General features: G+C 39.2%; 12 protein-coding genes. 5 read left to right on the forward strand and 7 right to left on the reverse strand.

Going from position 1 to position 16,214, the window contains the following annotated elements:
• Window positions 1–9: 9 nt before the first annotated feature.
• The 7 genes from MKS83_RS15865 to MKS83_RS15895 all read right to left on the reverse strand — a co-directional run bounded on the left by MKS83_RS15865 (window position 10) and on the right by MKS83_RS15895 (window position 8,260).
• On the reverse strand, window positions 10–888 hold the full coding sequence (locus MKS83_RS15865) for an ORF6N domain-containing protein (protein WP_223711851.1): 879 nt from the start codon (window positions 886–888) through the stop codon (window positions 10–12).
• The gene (locus MKS83_RS15870) at window positions 885–2,966 is read right to left on the reverse strand and encodes a type IA DNA topoisomerase (protein WP_223711850.1); all 2,082 of its coding nucleotides are present in this window, start codon (window positions 2,964–2,966) and stop codon (window positions 885–887) included. Before MKS83_RS15870 ends, MKS83_RS15865 begins: the two co-directional genes overlap by 4 nt.
• Window positions 2,967–2,985: 19 nt before the next feature.
• A complete protein-coding gene (locus tag MKS83_RS15875; RefSeq protein ID WP_223711849.1) occupies window positions 2,986–4,503 on the reverse strand; it encodes a DUF3945 domain-containing protein in 1,518 nt (505 codons plus the stop codon).
• 86 nt (window positions 4,504–4,589) lie between these two features.
• A complete protein-coding gene (locus MKS83_RS15880) occupies window positions 4,590–4,898 on the reverse strand; it encodes a helix-turn-helix domain-containing protein (RefSeq protein ID WP_223711848.1) in 309 nt (102 codons plus the stop codon).
• Window positions 4,899–4,910: 12 nt separating this feature from the next.
• The gene (locus tag MKS83_RS15885; protein ID WP_223711847.1) at window positions 4,911–5,264 is read right to left on the reverse strand and encodes a helix-turn-helix domain-containing protein; all 354 of its coding nucleotides are present in this window, start codon (window positions 5,262–5,264) and stop codon (window positions 4,911–4,913) included.
• A gap of 256 nt (window positions 5,265–5,520) precedes the next feature.
• Window positions 5,521–6,369 (reverse strand): RteC domain-containing protein, encoded by an 849-nt coding sequence (locus tag MKS83_RS15890; protein ID WP_223711846.1) that lies wholly within the window; start codon window positions 6,367–6,369, stop codon window positions 5,521–5,523.
• Window positions 6,370–6,850: 481 nt separating this feature from the next.
• A complete protein-coding gene (locus tag MKS83_RS15895; protein WP_240580403.1) occupies window positions 6,851–8,260 on the reverse strand; it encodes an MBL fold metallo-hydrolase in 1,410 nt (469 codons plus the stop codon).
• 269 nt (window positions 8,261–8,529) lie between these two features.
• On the opposite strand from MKS83_RS15895, the gene MKS83_RS15900 reads away from it, so the two are divergent.
• The 5 genes from MKS83_RS15900 to MKS83_RS15920 all read left to right on the forward strand — a co-directional run bounded on the left by MKS83_RS15900 (window position 8,530) and on the right by MKS83_RS15920 (window position 16,214).
• A complete protein-coding gene (locus MKS83_RS15900) occupies window positions 8,530–10,056 on the forward strand; it encodes a helicase HerA-like domain-containing protein (RefSeq protein WP_240580404.1) in 1,527 nt (508 codons plus the stop codon).
• Window positions 10,057–10,188: 132 nt separating this feature from the next.
• Complete coding sequence (locus MKS83_RS15905) at window positions 10,189–11,412, forward strand: PolC-type DNA polymerase III (RefSeq protein ID WP_240580405.1); 1,224 nt, start codon at window positions 10,189–10,191, stop codon at window positions 11,410–11,412.
• A 443-nt stretch (window positions 11,413–11,855) separates the two neighbouring features.
• Window positions 11,856–13,058: a diaminopimelate decarboxylase gene (gene lysA, locus MKS83_RS15910; protein ID WP_240580406.1), complete on the forward strand. Its 1,203-nt coding sequence runs from the start codon at window positions 11,856–11,858 to the stop codon at window positions 13,056–13,058.
• Between the two features lie 184 nt (window positions 13,059–13,242).
• Window positions 13,243–14,976: a thiamine pyrophosphate-dependent enzyme gene (locus MKS83_RS15915; RefSeq protein WP_240580407.1), complete on the forward strand. Its 1,734-nt coding sequence runs from the start codon at window positions 13,243–13,245 to the stop codon at window positions 14,974–14,976.
• Complete coding sequence (locus MKS83_RS15920) at window positions 14,976–16,214, forward strand: MFS transporter (RefSeq protein ID WP_240580408.1); 1,239 nt, start codon at window positions 14,976–14,978, stop codon at window positions 16,212–16,214. Before MKS83_RS15915 ends, MKS83_RS15920 begins: the two co-directional genes overlap by 1 nt.

Raw genomic sequence — 16,214 nt, forward strand, 5'->3', positions numbered from 1 at the left:
TAAATTATCCTAAGTCTGACTAAGCACTTGAAGCATTTTGCTTACTTCAATATCCATTCTCGAAAAGGCAAACCATTTCTTGCCCAAATCCTTTAATGATGCCCCGATGTGGTACAGTTCCGTACCGTCAATAATGAGGAAACGGTCATGGGCATGGGTAAAAGCGTGAACGGTTATAGCCGGGTATTGGCTGTTGTAGCGTTGCACATCGAGTTGTAACTGATTGCTGATGCTTTTGGTGTAAATAGTGGCAGATACGGTTTGCCCACGCTTTCCGAGTAGCGTAAGCACCGTATCGTCCACATAGTTGTCAATTAGGATAATTGACCTTTTGGCGCTCCGTATAATATCCGAAACAAAGGCATAGGCATCGAATATTTGCCCGTCATAAAATACGCCCTTTTCGCTGTGCAGCTTCCCGCTATCCAATGCTTTAAATATTTCCTCAAACTTGCTGTCTGCTTCAATCTGTTTGAGTTCGATTTTATCCATGCGGTAGAACAATGCTGCATTATCCAGTAACAGTTTTCGCATTTCCACAAAGGCATTCATTATCTCAATGCTCACCTTTACGGCTGTATCGCTGCGCAATACTGCGGACAGCATGGCGACCCCTTGTTCCGTAAACACGTAGGCTAAATAACGCCGTCCACCACGTCCGGCGTTTGAGGTTCCAGTTTGGAACCTCAAAGTTTCGCTTTCCTCATCATTCAATTGGAAGCAGAATGTTTCGGGAAAACGCTCGATATTCCTTTTTACGGCTTTGTTCAGTATTTTGGTTTCCACCTGATAGAGCGCAGCCAGGTCTTTGTCAACCATGACCTGTTTGCCCCGTACCGTATAGATAAGGTTTTCTATATCCTTTTGACTTATGATTGCGCTGTTCATTTCTTTTTGCGGGTGTTGTTGTCAAATTCAAAAGAGCTTTCGCAGTTTTCTTTCAATACGATATAGGCATCGAATTTTTTACCTGCTTTGCTTTTCATGCCTTTGATTAGGCTGGTTTTGCCTTTATTTACGAGGTTCTCTATTTCGGCAAGGCTCAACTGTACCCGGCACACATTGCGGAATTGAAGCCAGCTGCAAGCCTCATCGGGACATTTGACAATCTTGTCCCGAATGAGCAGCTTTTGTGCCTTGCATTTGGGGCAGGTCAATTCGGGCTGATTTTCGCCAGCAATGCTAATGCTCAAAAGTTCCTGCGTAACGGACGAGGTATAGGCTTCCATAGATTGATGAAAGCCCATTGCATCCGCTTCGTTGTTCTCAATCTTTTGCAAAGCCACTTCCCATTCGGCAGTCATGGCAACATCGGCAATCCTTTTGTCCTTTACGGCTTCATATACCTGCAATCCCTTTTCAGTGGGAACGAGGGATTTTTTTTCACGCTTGATATAATCCCTTTTAAAAAGGGTTTCAATAATGGCGGCTCTTGTGGCTGGTGTACCGATGCCGATACCTTGCAAGGCTTTACGCTCATCTTCGTTCGCTATTTCCTTTCCGGCATTTTCCATTGCAGACAACAAGTCCGCTTCCGTGTAAAGTACGGGCGGCTTGGTCTTCTTCTCCAGCACCCCGGCACTCTTTATTTTCAATTCATCGCCTGTTTTTAATTGCGGCAATTCCTGTACTGGCTCACTGTCATCCTCATTAAAGTGTTTTTTGATACCACGCCAGCCCGCATCGAGAATTTTAGTCCCTTTCAGGACAAAATCATAATGCAAAGCCTGTAAGGTAACGTCCGTTATTTCTTTGGTACAGGCTTGTGAGAGGGCTTCCAGCAAGCGCAGGGCAATCATATCGTATATAGCTTCTTCATTTGAGGGCAATGCGGAGGGGATGGTTTCAGTAATGAGCAGACCGTGATGGTCTGTTACCTTTACATCGTTAACGATACGTTTATTGAAACGACCCCATTTCAGTTTCCCAACCGCCTCTTTACAAGATGCCCTTGCTTCCAACGACCTTACCAAAGCGGGGATTTCTGCCCAAATATCTTCGGGGATATATTTGCTCCCGGTGCGTGGATAGGTAATCAATTTCTTTTCGTACAGGCTTTGGGCAATGTTCAGCGTTTCTTCGGCTGTTAGAAATAGCCTTTTGTTCGCTTCCTTTTGCAAGCCTGTCAGGTCAAAAAGTAATGGCGGTTGTTCTGTAACCGTCTTGGTTTCTACTGCCGTAACGGTAGCGGTTCCGGCACGTTCAATGGATTTGAGCGTATCGTCTGCCAGCTTTTTATCTTCCCATTTGGTTTTGGAAAGGCTTTTGAAATCCACAAATTCTTTGCGGTGTTCTAACTGCACCTGCCAATATTTTTTGACGGTAAAGTTTTTGTTTTCCAAATACCGTTTGCAGATAAGGGCAAGCGTGGGCGTTTGTACACGTCCGAGCGAGTACACGCCACGCCCTGCAATGCTCAATGCCTGCGAAGCATTGATGCCGACAAGCCAATCGGCTTGGCTCCGTCCTTGTCCGGCTCGATACAGACCGTCAAAATCACTTCCGGGTTTCAGGTTATCAAACCCCTGTTTTATGGCTTTTTCGGTCAGTGAACTTATCCATAAGCGTTGGAAGGGCTTGCTGCATTTCAGGTATTCATAAATGTACCTGAAAATGAGTTCACCCTCACGTCCGGCATCGGTAGCAACGATAATGCTATCGCAGCGACCGATAACCTGCTCAATGGTTTTCAACTGTTTTACCGCTCCGCTATCGGGAACATAAGACTTTTCCTTTCTTACTTTCCGTACCGTCAGTAAAAAAGGGTTGGGCAATATGGGCAGGGCTTCCCTTTGGAAACCCGATAACCCATAATCTTCCGGCATAGCCAATCCTACCAAATGCCCGAATGCCCACGTAACCTGATAGCCGTTGCCTTTTATATAGCCATCCTTTTTATCGGTGGCTCCCAACAAGGCGGCTATCTCACGGGCTACGCTTGGTTTTTCTGCAATAATTGCTTTCATGTCTTTTCCTTTTTAGTGATTATCTTCTTACGCCTCTTGATTTATTTTCTTTCGGTGGCTGCTGCCTTTCCTGCTGCTGTTTGTTGATAGGGGCGTTTTGTTGGGGCTTTAAAGGCTCGTTTATATTCTTGGTTGCCTCATTGGTTTTTCCCTCGGAATTGACGGCAACCTGCGTTTTATGGGTTTCTGTCGGAACAATTTTGTCTTTCAGTTTGTCGGGGTTCCTGAAACTGAAATTATAATTGCCTGTGTCGGCATTCAAAGTGACGTACCCCTTATAAGGCTGTCCTTTCCCGTCCTTAAAATCCGCCACATAAATCGTCTTGCCCTCGGTGAGCTTTTTATATTGCTCATCGTTAAATTCCTTACCCCTGAATAATCTTGGATTTTCCTGCGATTGACCTTGTGATTGTTGGTGGTTTTGGGATTGTTTGTAGTTTTCGCCTCTGTCAAAAAGGTATTCCGGGTAACGTTTGTCGGCATTGTATTGAACATCACTGCTGAATGTTTTCCCTTTCTGCGAAACCATATTCTCTAAATAAATTTGCTTACCCTCGTATAAATCAATTTTTTGCTGGTCAGTGAGCTTCACTTTGTTAATTTCGTCCGGTACTTTTATCCAATCCTGTCGTAAGGCTATAACCTCATTTGTCAGCTTGTCAATACTGATAATAGACGGAACTACTTCGCCAGTCTTGGGATAGGTCAAATCCACGACACGCCCCATATTTCCCGTTTTGAGCAGGTTATCCCTGTCCTCTTTGGTAAACTCGTGACCGAAGAAAGGTGTATGTAGGTTGGGTTCGTGCCGGACACCATACATTACAAATACGGGCTTTCCATCTTCTCCGGCTTGCAATCCTAACCTTGCTTCCGAACGGATTACGGCAGTACCAAAATTGATAGCTACCGGATAAACCTTATTGGTCTTATAGCCCTTTAACAGCATTTCCATCGTACCGTCTTTTACAAGCCGCTCTTTGGTTATGCCTATTTGTTCCATCGTTTTCCAATCAATATCATTTTCTTTAAAACGATAGTCGTTTGCTTGGGGCGTTGCCTGTGCTGTTTCAGGCTTTGCCTGTGTTTCTTGTGCTGTTTCCATATCTTTTTTATTTTCTTGTTGTTGTTCCTTTGGCTCTTTGACCTCATGTTTAGCCATAACAGCTTCGCCCTCTTTGGTGGGGGCGTTAACCTGTTGTTGCATTTTTTCGGCTGTTTCAACGGCATCCTTTGCAGGAACTTTGAAGAATGTAAAGCGGGTGGGGTCTTTGAGTTGCCTCCAAAAGTTGGAAAAGAAGTTGGAGAATATATCCCCACTTTTATCCACCCGCATAAACTCGTTTTGGTTCTTCTTATTGGCATCTGTGGTTTTCAGGTTGCCGTTTTCGTCAATGCCCGTAACCGCTTGGATAGTTTTCTTTTCTTTATCCATGACCAGCAAAACATCCGAAAGCTGTTCAGGGGCTTGCGGCTGGTTTTGCTGTGTGTTTTGTTGCGGCTCTTGCTGCGCTGTTTCTGTTGTTTGCTCGCTCATAATATTGATATTTTAAATTGTTACCGTCCGAAAATAGTTGAAGTGGATACGGCATAGCCGTACCTGTCCTTACGTGGCATTGTTTGTCACTGATTGTCCTTTGTGCGTTGCAGGGGAACGTTGAAACTATCCCTTATGAATTGGTGTACATCTGATAATTTGTAGTACAGCTTGCCGCTAATGGTGTAATACGGTAGCTTACCGGACGAACGGTAACGCTGTAATGAGCGGTGGCTGATTTTCAGCATTTGCAAGAGGTCTTGATTATCCAATAGTTCTTCGCCGTCTATGGTATTGCGTTGCCTCTGTATGTCCAAGATGTGTTGTTTCAGAACATCGAAACGCTCCATTATCCGCTCCATCCACGCAAAAAATTCCATTCTATCTATATTCATAGCAATACGTTTTTATTTATTTCCCGATTTTATGGTTCTTCCTTTTTCGATATAGCTTTTGCCCTTAGCCATGAGTTCCTGCATATATTCCTCACTGGTCTGTACGGCATGGGCATTGAGCATGTCCTTAATGGCTCCTATGGTGTAGTAATATTGTCCGTACATTTTGGAATAGGCTATTTCCCCTTTGGAGCGCATACGCCAAAGCGTTTTTTCGCTGATGTGGAGGTATTGACAGACTTCGTGGTTATTGAGCCAAAGACTATCGTAGCTGGTATTATCCAATTTGAGGATGTACTCGTTAATGGATTTAATGCGCTCGTTAAGCTGCTTCCATACTTCTTCTTCAATGGTTATTATATTCATTGCACAGTATCTTAATGTCCTGTACAAAATTGAAGTGTTTGGCGGGGGTTGTCGTCCGATAGGTGTCTATCAAAAAGGCACTTTTTTCATTTTTTTTGCAATTCGTTTAAAGTGCTGTCTTATAGCGTTTTTTCATTTTTTAAGTTCATAATCGGTGTTCATAACAATGGATTTGTCTATACACACATATAGGCAAACGGGCAAAAAAAGGACAGCACCAAATGATGCTGTCCTTTAACACTTATTTGAAAGAAGATTAGTAACTATCTTCTTTATCCATGTATTCTTCTAAACTATATTTAAGCTGGTCTAAAAACAAAGTCCGTGAGCCAGCACGGGTTTTCATACGATGGAAGCTGTTATGAATGTCTTTGAGTGAAATACGGAACAGGATTTGAAAGACCATGCTAATTTTGCGGATGCCCAATTTTCCGTGTGAAATGGCATCCACGGCATGAAGTGCATAAATCAATTCAATAAGGGCATTTTTTGTTTGTGTCCAAAAAATATCTTTCGTTTCTTCATTTTGCAGTAAAACATCGGGATTTTGTTCGGGACTTAATTTTGTAGTGAGGTAATTATAGGTAAGTTCATTGGCGATGATTTTTGCCACCTTATAATCGTAGTAAGTGGAGAAGTTTGGGTCAATCTCAAAAACGTAGCTACTCAACCCATCATAATAATTGATATTACCAAGCATGTAATACTGTTTGTCCTTGTCGGTTCTACCGGAACGGAAATATCTATAAAATTCGGAATTGCAAATATGCTCCTGATACTCCTGTTTTAGTTCCCGTAGCTGTAAAGCGAAGTAGCTCTGGTGCAGGTGTCCGTTTTCTGCCGGGCAAGCCGTTTCAATACGATACACTTTGTTATAGTAAATGAGCTTGCCGAGAATATTAGGCTTTACCAGCTTGAAAAAGTGTATTTCCTCCGCTTCATTGGAAAACCCCTCTTTCGCTATATCTTCTTTAACTGTGTGTAATAGTTCCTGAAGATAAATCGTCATTTTATACGCCTCATCAATAAAGCTGGACGCTTCGGACGATAATTTTCTTTCCTGCTTTTGAATTTCAGCAACGATGCTTTGTAATGGATGTCTCATAGTTACGGTCTTTTTTAATCAGGCAATATCTATCTGCATACAAAGATTAGCCTTAACTATGAAGTTCAATCACGATACAATCCCACCTTTGGAAAGATTTTTTTAAATAGGGGCTGTTAAATGAAATAGGAAGCCAATATAAAAAGATTGAAAAAATGGTCAAACCAACCTATAAATTTTTTATATTTGCTATTGATTTACAAGGAAATTGAGTGAAGATGAATGCAATAAGCACCATTACTAAATCGTTACCGACAACGATAGACCGTCTCGTAAACTACTCATTGTAAGCTATTTTTAGCATTCCCGTTATTTTTATTAAAAAAACACTTTAGTTTATCAGATGTAAATTTTAAAATCACTTAAAAGAATAATTGAATAGTACAGTCTAAACTTTGTGTTTTTAATACTTATTGTTCAATAAACTAAAGTGTTATGAATTTGTTATGTAATTAGATTTATTGCAAAAATAATTCCAAAATTATATCGTTTTTGACTGACACACGAAATCTGAAGTTGGGAATTTTTCCGTTTTTTTGATACCATTGAATCCTCCTTCGATTTCAGTAAAATTTCTGATTCCGTGCGAATTAAGGATGCTTGCTGCAACCATGCTTCTGTAACCTCCCGCACAATGAAGGAAAAAATGTTCAGAATCGTCAATAGATGTAATCCAATCACTGATTGTATCCAATGGTTTGTTGTAGGCGTTATCAATATGTTCAGCAGAATATTCTGTCAGTTTCCTTACATCAATTACTTTAGAATCTTCGTTGAACACTTCTGCAAATTCAGAAGGGGAGATTCTTTTCACTTCGTCAGTTTCTTTTCCTGCATTTTTCCATGCTTCAAAGCCTCCCTTTAAATATCCTACAACATGATCGAATCCAACACGGCTTAATCTGGTAATTGCTTCCTCTTCCGTTCCTTCTTCACAAACTAATAATATCGGATGCTTTACATCAACGATCAAAGTTCCTACCCACGGAGCAAAATCACCTTTTAAGCCAATATTTATAGAATTGGGAATAAATCCTTTGTGGAAATCTGCAGCACCTCTCGTATCTAAGATTAATGCGCCAGTCTCTTCTGCAAAAGCTTCAAAGTCTTCAACGAAAACTGGAGTTAATCCTTTATCCATTACGGTTTCAAAGCTTTCATAACCTCCCTTGTTCATGGCAACATTCATCCCGAAATACTTTGGCGGAGCTGTTAATCCGTCTAATACTTCTCTTATGAAAGATTCCTTATTAGGTTGGTTAAGAGCGTAATTGGTCCTTTTTTGATTACCTAGAATATCAACAGTCTCTTTCTGCATGTTTTTTCCGCAGGCAGAACCTGCTCCATGAGCCGGGTAAACGGTAATGCTGTCATCCAAAGGCATGATTTTCGTCTGAAGGCTATCATATAAAATGCCCGCAAGATCCTCTTGAGTAACGCTTCCCGCTTTCTGAGCAAGATCAGGTCTTCCCACATCTCCTAAAAATAAAGTGTCTCCTGTGAAAATTGCTGTTTCCACACCATTTTCGTCAATCAAAAGGTAAGTGGTACTTTCCATGGTATGACCGGGAGTGTGTAAAGCTTTTATCTTTACTTTTCCGATTTCAAAAATCTGGTTGTCTTCAGCAACGATTGTTTCAAACTGTGGCTGTGCAGTAGGTCCATACACAATGGAAGCACCTGTGTTTTTGCTTAAATCCAAATGCCCCGAGACAAAATCTGCATGGAAGTGGGTTTCAAAAATATATTTTAAGGTTACCCCGTCTTTTTCCAAACGATCAAGATAGGGCTTTATCTCTCTTAAAGGATCAATAATTGCTGCTTCATTTTCGGATACGATGTAATATGCTCCCTGAGCAAGACATCCTGTATATATTTGTTCAACTTTCATTATCTGATTGTAAAAGCTTTAATGTTTATTTAAGTACAAAAATCGACTTTATTTTTTTAATACTTATCAAAAATAAAGAATCTATATCGATAGAATAAATCTATAAAGTTATGTGTTTTTAGTTTGCTTCTCTTTTAAATTGCAATAAATCAGTTTTTTATCACTAAAATAAGGGTTTTCTGAATTTTTTCAGATGAAATTAATCATGATTAAATTCAATGCTGAAATGTTTTCTAAAAAATTTTATATTTATAAGATAAAAAAATCAAATGGCAGACAAAGCACAATTTATTGAAGAACAAAATGCAAGATATACTCCAAAAGGAGAACATATTATATTAGGAAAAGGAATGCTTGACGGAGAGGTGATTCCTGAAGTAAATGTTACCATCCCTCTGAAAACAATCAATCGTCACGGACTTATTGCGGGAGCAACAGGAACGGGAAAAACCAAGACATTGCAGGTTTTTGCAGAGCAATTGTCTCATCAGGGAATTCCATCTTTGGTATTGGATATTAAAGGAGATTTTTCAGGAATTGCAGAAGCAGGAACGGAAAATCCTGCAATTCAGGAAAGGTATGCAAAAACCCAGCTTCCTTACAATCCACAGGCTTTCCCGGTGGAGTTAATGACGATTTCCGGAGAGAGAGGAGTGAAATTAAGAGCTACGGTTACAGAATTTGGTCCCGTTTTATTAAGTAAAATCCTGGAGCTGAATGAGACGCAACAGAGTATTATGGCAATAGTATTCAAGTATTGTGATGATAAAGGATTGCCTTTAATTGATCTTAATGATTTAAAAAAAGTACTGCAATACGTAACAGATAATGCGCAGGGTAAAGCGGAATTGGCAGCTAATTACGGCTCCATTGCTCCGGCATCTTTAGGAGCTATTTTAAGATCCATTGTTGCTTTGGAGCAGCAGGGCGCTTCCAGTTTCTTTGGAGAATTAAGTTTCGATGTTCATGATTTATTGCAAACCAGAGACGGGAAAGGGGTTGTCAATATTTTGAGGGTTGCCGATATTCAAAGTAAGCCGCAGCTGTTTTCAACTTTTATGCTTTCGTTATTTGCAGAAATTTATATGACTTTTCCTGAAGAAGGAGACAGCGGAAAACCAAAACTGGTTCTTTTCATAGATGAAGCCCATCTGATTTTTGATGAATCTTCAAAGGCATTGGTTTCGCAAATTGAAACTATGGTAAAGCTGATCCGTTCCAAGGGAGTCGGGATTTATTTTATTACCCAGATTCCTGGAGATGTTCCTGAAACGGTTCTTTCTCAGTTAGGATTAAAAATCCAGCACGCATTAAGAGGCTTTACGGCGAAAGATAAAAAGGAAATTTCAAAAGCGGTGGAAAATTATCCGACAACGGAGTTTTATGATGCTGCTACACTGATTCAAAATTTAGGAATTGGAGAAGCTTTTGTCACAGCTTTGGATGAAAAAGGAATTCCTACGCCTTTGGTTCATACCTATTTAATTTCTCCGGAATCAAGAATGGATGTCTTGGACGATGCGGAAATTTCTGAGCTGACCAATAATTCGGCTTTAGTAGCGAAATACCAAAATGCAATCAACAGTGAATCCGCTTATGAAATATTGGTAACCAGAATGGAACAGGCGGCCCAAAATGCGGCTCCGACTCAGAAAACAAAACCAGTAAAAGAAGAGCCGGGAATGTTTGAACAGGTTCTTAACAGCAGGCAGGGAAGAACTTTTACGAATACTTTGCTGAGAGAAGGTGCTAAAGCGATCTTGGGAATGCTCGGATTAGGAGGGAGAAGAAGATAAGAAATTAATAAATTTTAGTATTTTAGCGGGATTTCAGTATCTTAAATTTGATTAAAATGGCACAAATTCTGTTGTTTTATGATAAAGTTTAGGACTTAATAATAATCTTAAAAGAAAGTGTATAAAATTTAAATGTATTCAATTATTGACATAGAGAGTAATGGTGCAGGTTATAGAAAAGAATGCATTATAGATATAGCTGTTTACAGATATGATGGGCAGAAGATTGTAGATCAGTTTATCTCATTGGTGAATCCGGAAAGTGATATTACTCCTTTTGTTCAGAAACTGACCAGTATTACTCCGAAAATGGTTAAAACGGCTCCGAAATTTCATGAAATTGCCCGGAGAATTGTTGAAATTACCGAAAATACAACCTTGGTAGGGCATAATATCGATTTTGATTACAGGATGCTGCGTCAGTCTTTTCAGAGGCTGGGATATGATTTTAAAATCAATACACTGGATACCATTCCGTTGGCTAAAAAACTGATTCCGGATGAAGTCAGCTATTCGCTTGGAAAACTGGTAAAATCTCTTGGTATTCCCCTGACTAATCATCACAGAGCAGAAGGCGATGCAAGAGCAACATTGGAATTATTTAAGCTTTTAGTTTCGAAAGATACTGAGAATGAAATCATTCAGAAGCAGCATGAAGAGACAAATGCTAAAACGTATATCAATAAAATCAAGGAGCTGACTCAGGATCTTCCTAACGAAAAAGGATTTGTTTACTTTCAGAATGAAGGTGGGAAAATCATTTTTTCAGATCATGTGCAGGATATCAATAAATTTTCGAAGAAGGTCTTTAATTCCAAATCTAAAAAATGGGAGGAGATTCAAAACGAAGTAGAGCAAATTAATTATGAACTTACCGGAACAGATATTATTGCCAAGCTGCTCCTGAACTCAAAAGGAATCAAGAAGAGAGATCCGCTTCCATTCGGATTATACTACAGAAATGACAAGTATTTGGTTGAAAAGAATAAACTGAACAAAGTGGAAAAACCAATTCTGAAATTCAGGTCTTTCACTCAGGGTTCAAAAGCGATGCAGTTTATCAATGCTATTGATGAGTTCAGTGCTGTTGAAAACCTCAAAAAGAAAATCGATTTCAAAAAAAGAAACGAGCTCTGGCTGGGAAGCGGTAGAAAATTAGGCGAAAAACTGTTCATTATCATCGAAAACGGAAAAGCTGTTTCTTACGGGTTTTATGAATTATTTACACAAATTCAGACGATGAGCAAGATCTCAAAACTTAAAATAGATCTACCTTTATCTACATCTGATCTTACTAACGAACTGCAGCTGGCTTTGCTGCGTGGTGATTTTGAAACGTTACCGTTACCAAAGTAATTTTAAAATAAAAATGATGAATAATGCAGATAAAGAACCTTCTTACTGGAAGTTTGGGCTTTTTTATTACAATAAATAAGATAAAAGGATATTTCCTCCCCAAAAGGTTTGAATACGGCTGGACGATAAATTTTGCCAACCCGTTATCTGTATCGGCATTTTTATTGATCTTGATTATAATCGGAGTTATTTCGCAGTTCTTCAAATAAGCCCAGATTTACATTTTATAAGAATTCCGGTTAATTTTCTCAAAATAAATAGTATTTTTGCAAAAAAAATAAGTAAAAGCAATGCAAAATTTTAAACAAACTAAAACTGGAAAGAAGGGAGCTGTAAAGTTCTCTAAGGTTTGGAATATTTAAAAGAGTTGTCTTGCATAAAAATAATCATTGCGGCAGACTCTTTTTCGAAGAATCTGCCTTTTTTTATGTTAAAGTGAAATTATGAATCCAAAAGAATTATTAAAGATCGCCAATGAGTTTGGCACCCCGGTGTATGTTTACGATGCTGAATCTATTAAAAATCAATACGAAAAACTTACATCTTCTTTTTTAAAACATACAAAGTTCTTCTACGCAGCAAAGGCGTTGACCAACATTAATATTCTTAAATATGTAAAGAACTTAGGTGCTTCTTTGGATTGCGTATCAATTAATGAAGTGAAGCTTGGATTAAAAGCTGGGTTTCCGAAAGAAAAAATATTATTTACACCCAATTGTGTAGATTTGGCGGAGATTGAGGAGGCAATGACCTTCGGAGTGCATATCAATATTGATAATATCTCTATTCTTGAGCAGTTTGGTAATAAATACGGAAATACCTATCCGATTTTAGTAAGAATCAATCCGCACATTTTCGCGGGAGGAAACTACAAAATTTCTACGGGACATATCGATAGTAAATTCGGGATTTCTATTCACCAGGTCCGTCACATCGAAAGAGTGATGAAATCTACCAATCTGAATGTAGAAGGTCTTCATATGCATACAGGAAGTGAGATCAAAGATCCTGATGTTTTCCTGCAGGCTTTAGATATTATGCTTGAGCTTTCTGAGCACTTCCCGAACTTGAAATATCTTGATATGGGAAGCGGATTTAAAATTCCTTATCAGGATACTGAGGAAGAAACTGATGTGAAAACTTTAGGTAAAAAAGTAGAAAAAGTAATCTCGGAATTTTCAAAATCAACAGGTAAAAAATTCGAATTATGGTTTGAACCAGGGAAATTTCTGGTTGGGAAAAGCGGCTATTTGTTGGTAAAAGCGAATGTAATCAAGCAAACAACAGCTACGGTTTTTGTTGGAGTAAACTCTGGTTTCAATCACCTGATCCGTCCAATGTTTTATGATTCTTACCATGTTATTGAAAATTTGTCGAATCCAAAAGGAGCGGAAAGAATTTATACAGTCGTGGGAAATATCTGTGAAACAGATACTTTTGCCTGGGACAGAAAACTGAATGAAGTGAGGGAAGGTGATATTTTAGCTTTCCATAATGCAGGAGCTTACGGTTTTGAGATGAGTTCAAATTTTAATTCAAGACTGAAACCAGCTGAAGTTCTTTTCTTGGATGGAAAGGCTCAATTGATCAGGAAAAGAGACGAATTTGAAGATTTATTGAGAAATCAGATTGAAGTAATTAATTAAAATAAAAAAACTCTGTAAGAAATTACAGAGTTTTTTTATGGACTTAAGCTAATTTTAATAGTAAAGAATCTTTAAAATATTTATTATTCCCTAAATTTGATAGAGGCTAAATAGTAATGAAGCCTTTCCGATCCATATTCACAACCGTTTTCTTCAAATAATTATAACACCAAAAAATATTATTATGGCTAAAAACATCGCAGAGCAAATTGTTGAAATGCTCGAAAATGCCAATGTGAAAAGAATTTATGCAGTAACGGGCGACAGTCTCAATCATTTAAATATTGCCGTAAAGAAAAGCAGCATCGAATGGATTCATGTACGGCATGAAGAAGCCGGAGCATACGCTGCAGCGGCAGAAGCTGAACTTGATGGTTTTGCGGTTTGTGCGGGAAGTTGTGGACCGGGACACGTTCATTTGATCAATGGAGTGTATGACGCTCATCGTTCTCATGTTCCGATGCTGGTAATTGCATCTACTATTCCAAGTGACGAAATGGGAATGGATTATTTTCAGGAAACAAATACCATAAAATTATTTGATGATTGCAGTCATTATAACCAGATGATTACAAGACCGGAACAAGTTCAAAGAACCGTTCAGACTGCAATTCAGCATGCGATTTCCAAAAAAGGAGTTGCCGTAATTGGCCTTCCGGGAGATGTTTCTGAACTAGATGCTGAAGAAGCAACAACATCTAATAAAGTTTTTAAAACCAATCCTATTATCCGACCGTCTGATAAGGAGTTGGATCAATTGGCCAGTCTAATTAATGAAAGTGAAAAAGTGACTATCTATTGTGGAATTGGAGCAGGAAACGCTAATGCTGAGGTGGTAGAACTGTCAAAATATTTAAAGGCGCCGGTCGGCTATTCTTTCCGAGGGAAAATGGCTATTCAGCCGAATAATCCAAACGAAGTCGGTTTGACAGGGCTTTTAGGGCTTCCTTCTGCTTATCATGCTATGCACGAGGCGGATTTGCTCCTTCTGTTGGGAACAGATTTCCCGTATCAGAAATTTATACCTGTTAAAAATAAAATCGTTCAGATCGATGAAAGCCCGGAAAGATTAGGAAGAAGGGCGAAGCTGGAACTGGGATTGGCAGGTGACATAAAAGAAACCATTAAAGCTTTATTGCCATTATTAAAAGAAAAAACGGATGTTCATTTCTTACATCAACAATTGGAATTTTATGGAAAAGTTAAAGAAACCCAATTGACCTACGTAAAAGATTCAGGAAAGGAAAATGCTATTCAGCCTGAATTTGTAGCCTATACTCTGGATAAACTGGCTAAAAAAGATGCTATTTTTACTGTAGACACAGGAATGTGTTGTGTTTGGGGAGCAAGATATATTACAGGGACGGGAGAAAGGAAAATGCTGGGCTCATTCAATCACGGTTCTATGGCAAATGCAATGCCGATGGCTATCGGAGCAGCCTTGGCTCATCACGGAAAACAGGTGATTGCCATGTGTGGAGACGGTGGGTTATCTATGTTGTTGGGAGATATGGCAACAATTTTTCAATATAAATTACCTGTAAAACTGATTGTGTTCAATAACAGAGCACTGGGAATGGTAAAGCTGGAAATGGAGGTAGGAGGGATGCCTGATAACGAAACGGATATGATTAATCCTGATTTTGGAATGATTGCGCAGGCTATGGGATATCCCGGTAAAAACGTTCACAGGCCGGAAGAGGTTGAAGCTGCAATTAAAGAATGTCTGGATTACAACGGTCCTTATTTGCTTAATATTTTCACCAATCCTAATGCGCTGGCTTTACCTCCTAAAATTGAATTCGAACAGGTTTTAGGCATGACAAAATCGATGGCACAGCTAATGTTGGGAGGAAAGATGGAGGAAGCATTGGATACCGTCAAAACAAATTACAAACATATTAAAGGATTGCTGTAATGAGTACATCTTTAAAAAGATATTACGTCATAGCCTGGGTTTTCGGACTTGTCTTTTACTTTCTGGATTACGTGATCAGATCGGCTCCGGCGGTAATGATTCCTGAATTGATTAATAATTTTCATACTACCGAACTGAAGCTTATCAGTATGGTAGGAACTTATTATTATACCTATTCTACCTGTAGTTTAATTGCCGGAGTTGCTTTAGACAAATTTGGAGGCAAAAGATCCCTCTTTGCCGGGGCTTTAATTCTGGGAATCGGATGCTTGCTGTTCTTAATTTCCAGTCAGGTGGGCGGTGTTTCCGGAAGATTGTTGCAAGGGGCGGGCTGTGCATTTGCATTTCCCGGCTGTGTTTATCTGGCAAGTAAGGGGTTTTCTTCAAAGTCTTTGGCTACGGCCATTGGAGTTACTCAGTGTATCGGAATGTTGGGAGGAACAGCTGGTCAGTTTGTAGTTGGTCCCTGGGTGGAAGAAGGAGTGAATGTTAATACATTTTGGTTTGGGTCCGGAATTATAACACTGATTACTGCATTCTGTTTGTTTTTTGTGATTCCCAAAGAAACAAAAGCGGAGGAGTCTACAGAAAACGGAACAAAATCAATTGGTTATCTTGAACCGTATAAAATTGTTTTCAGAAATCCTCAGTCATGGTTATGTGGAATTATTTCAGGATTGTTATTTGCGCCGACAACTATTTTTGCAATGACTTGGGCGGTTGCTTTTTTTGAAAAAGATAAAGGCTTTGCCTTTCATGATGCAGCAATTACCAGTGCTATGGTAGCTTTTGGATGGGTTTTCGGGTGCCCGCTGTTAGGATTTATTACCGATAAAATAGGAAGAAGAAAGCCTGTGTTAATTGGAGGAGCTGTTGTAATGATTATGAGCTTGTTGCAGTTAATTTATCTTCCGGATTTATATCCTGCAAAAATAAGCATGTTTATTTTGGGACTCGGTTCCGGTGCAGCAATGATTCCTTATTCTATTATTAAAGAAACCAATCCTGATTTTGTAAAAGGAAGCGCAACAGGAGCAATTAATTTTATTACTTTTGGGGTCACTACCTTGCTTAGTCCTGTTTTCAGCAGATGGTTTGGGAAAAGTTTAGAGCTTTCTGCCGGAAATTTACATTTTCAGCACTCCGTTCTGTTTTGGATTTCAGGAATTATCCTGGCTATTATGGTTTCATTGATGTTAAAAGAAACTGGAAGCAAAGCTCAGGTCGGTCTTAAATAA

It is taken from the genome of Chryseobacterium sp. Y16C, assembly GCF_022488405.1.
Taxonomy (GTDB): domain Bacteria; phylum Bacteroidota; class Bacteroidia; order Flavobacteriales; family Weeksellaceae; genus Chryseobacterium; species Chryseobacterium geocarposphaerae.

Bases quoted from the DNA above. Each gene is read 5' to 3' on its own strand.
- MKS83_RS15865 (WP_223711851.1), bottom strand. From the start codon at position 888: ATGAACAGCGCAATCATAAGTCAAAAGGATATAGAAAACCTTATCTAT.
- MKS83_RS15870 (WP_223711850.1), bottom strand. From the start codon at position 2,966: ATGAAAGCAATTATTGCAGAAAAACCAAGCGTAGCCCGTGAGATAGCC.
- MKS83_RS15875 (WP_223711849.1), bottom strand. From the start codon at position 4,503: ATGAGCGAGCAAACAACAGAAACAGCGCAGCAAGAGCCGCAACAAAAC.
- MKS83_RS15880 (WP_223711848.1), bottom strand. From the start codon at position 4,898: ATGAATATAGATAGAATGGAATTTTTTGCGTGGATGGAGCGGATAATG.
- MKS83_RS15885 (WP_223711847.1), bottom strand. From the start codon at position 5,264: ATGAATATAATAACCATTGAAGAAGAAGTATGGAAGCAGCTTAACGAG.
- MKS83_RS15890 (WP_223711846.1), bottom strand. From the start codon at position 6,369: ATGAGACATCCATTACAAAGCATCGTTGCTGAAATTCAAAAGCAGGAA.
- MKS83_RS15895 (WP_240580403.1), bottom strand. From the start codon at position 8,260: ATGAAAGTTGAACAAATATATACAGGATGTCTTGCTCAGGGAGCATAT.
- MKS83_RS15900 (WP_240580404.1), top strand. From the start codon at position 8,530: ATGGCAGACAAAGCACAATTTATTGAAGAACAAAATGCAAGATATACT.
- MKS83_RS15905 (WP_240580405.1), top strand. From the start codon at position 10,189: ATGTATTCAATTATTGACATAGAGAGTAATGGTGCAGGTTATAGAAAA.
- lysA (WP_240580406.1), top strand. From the start codon at position 11,856: ATGAATCCAAAAGAATTATTAAAGATCGCCAATGAGTTTGGCACCCCG.
- MKS83_RS15915 (WP_240580407.1), top strand. From the start codon at position 13,243: ATGGCTAAAAACATCGCAGAGCAAATTGTTGAAATGCTCGAAAATGCC.
- MKS83_RS15920 (WP_240580408.1), top strand. From the start codon at position 14,976: ATGAGTACATCTTTAAAAAGATATTACGTCATAGCCTGGGTTTTCGGA.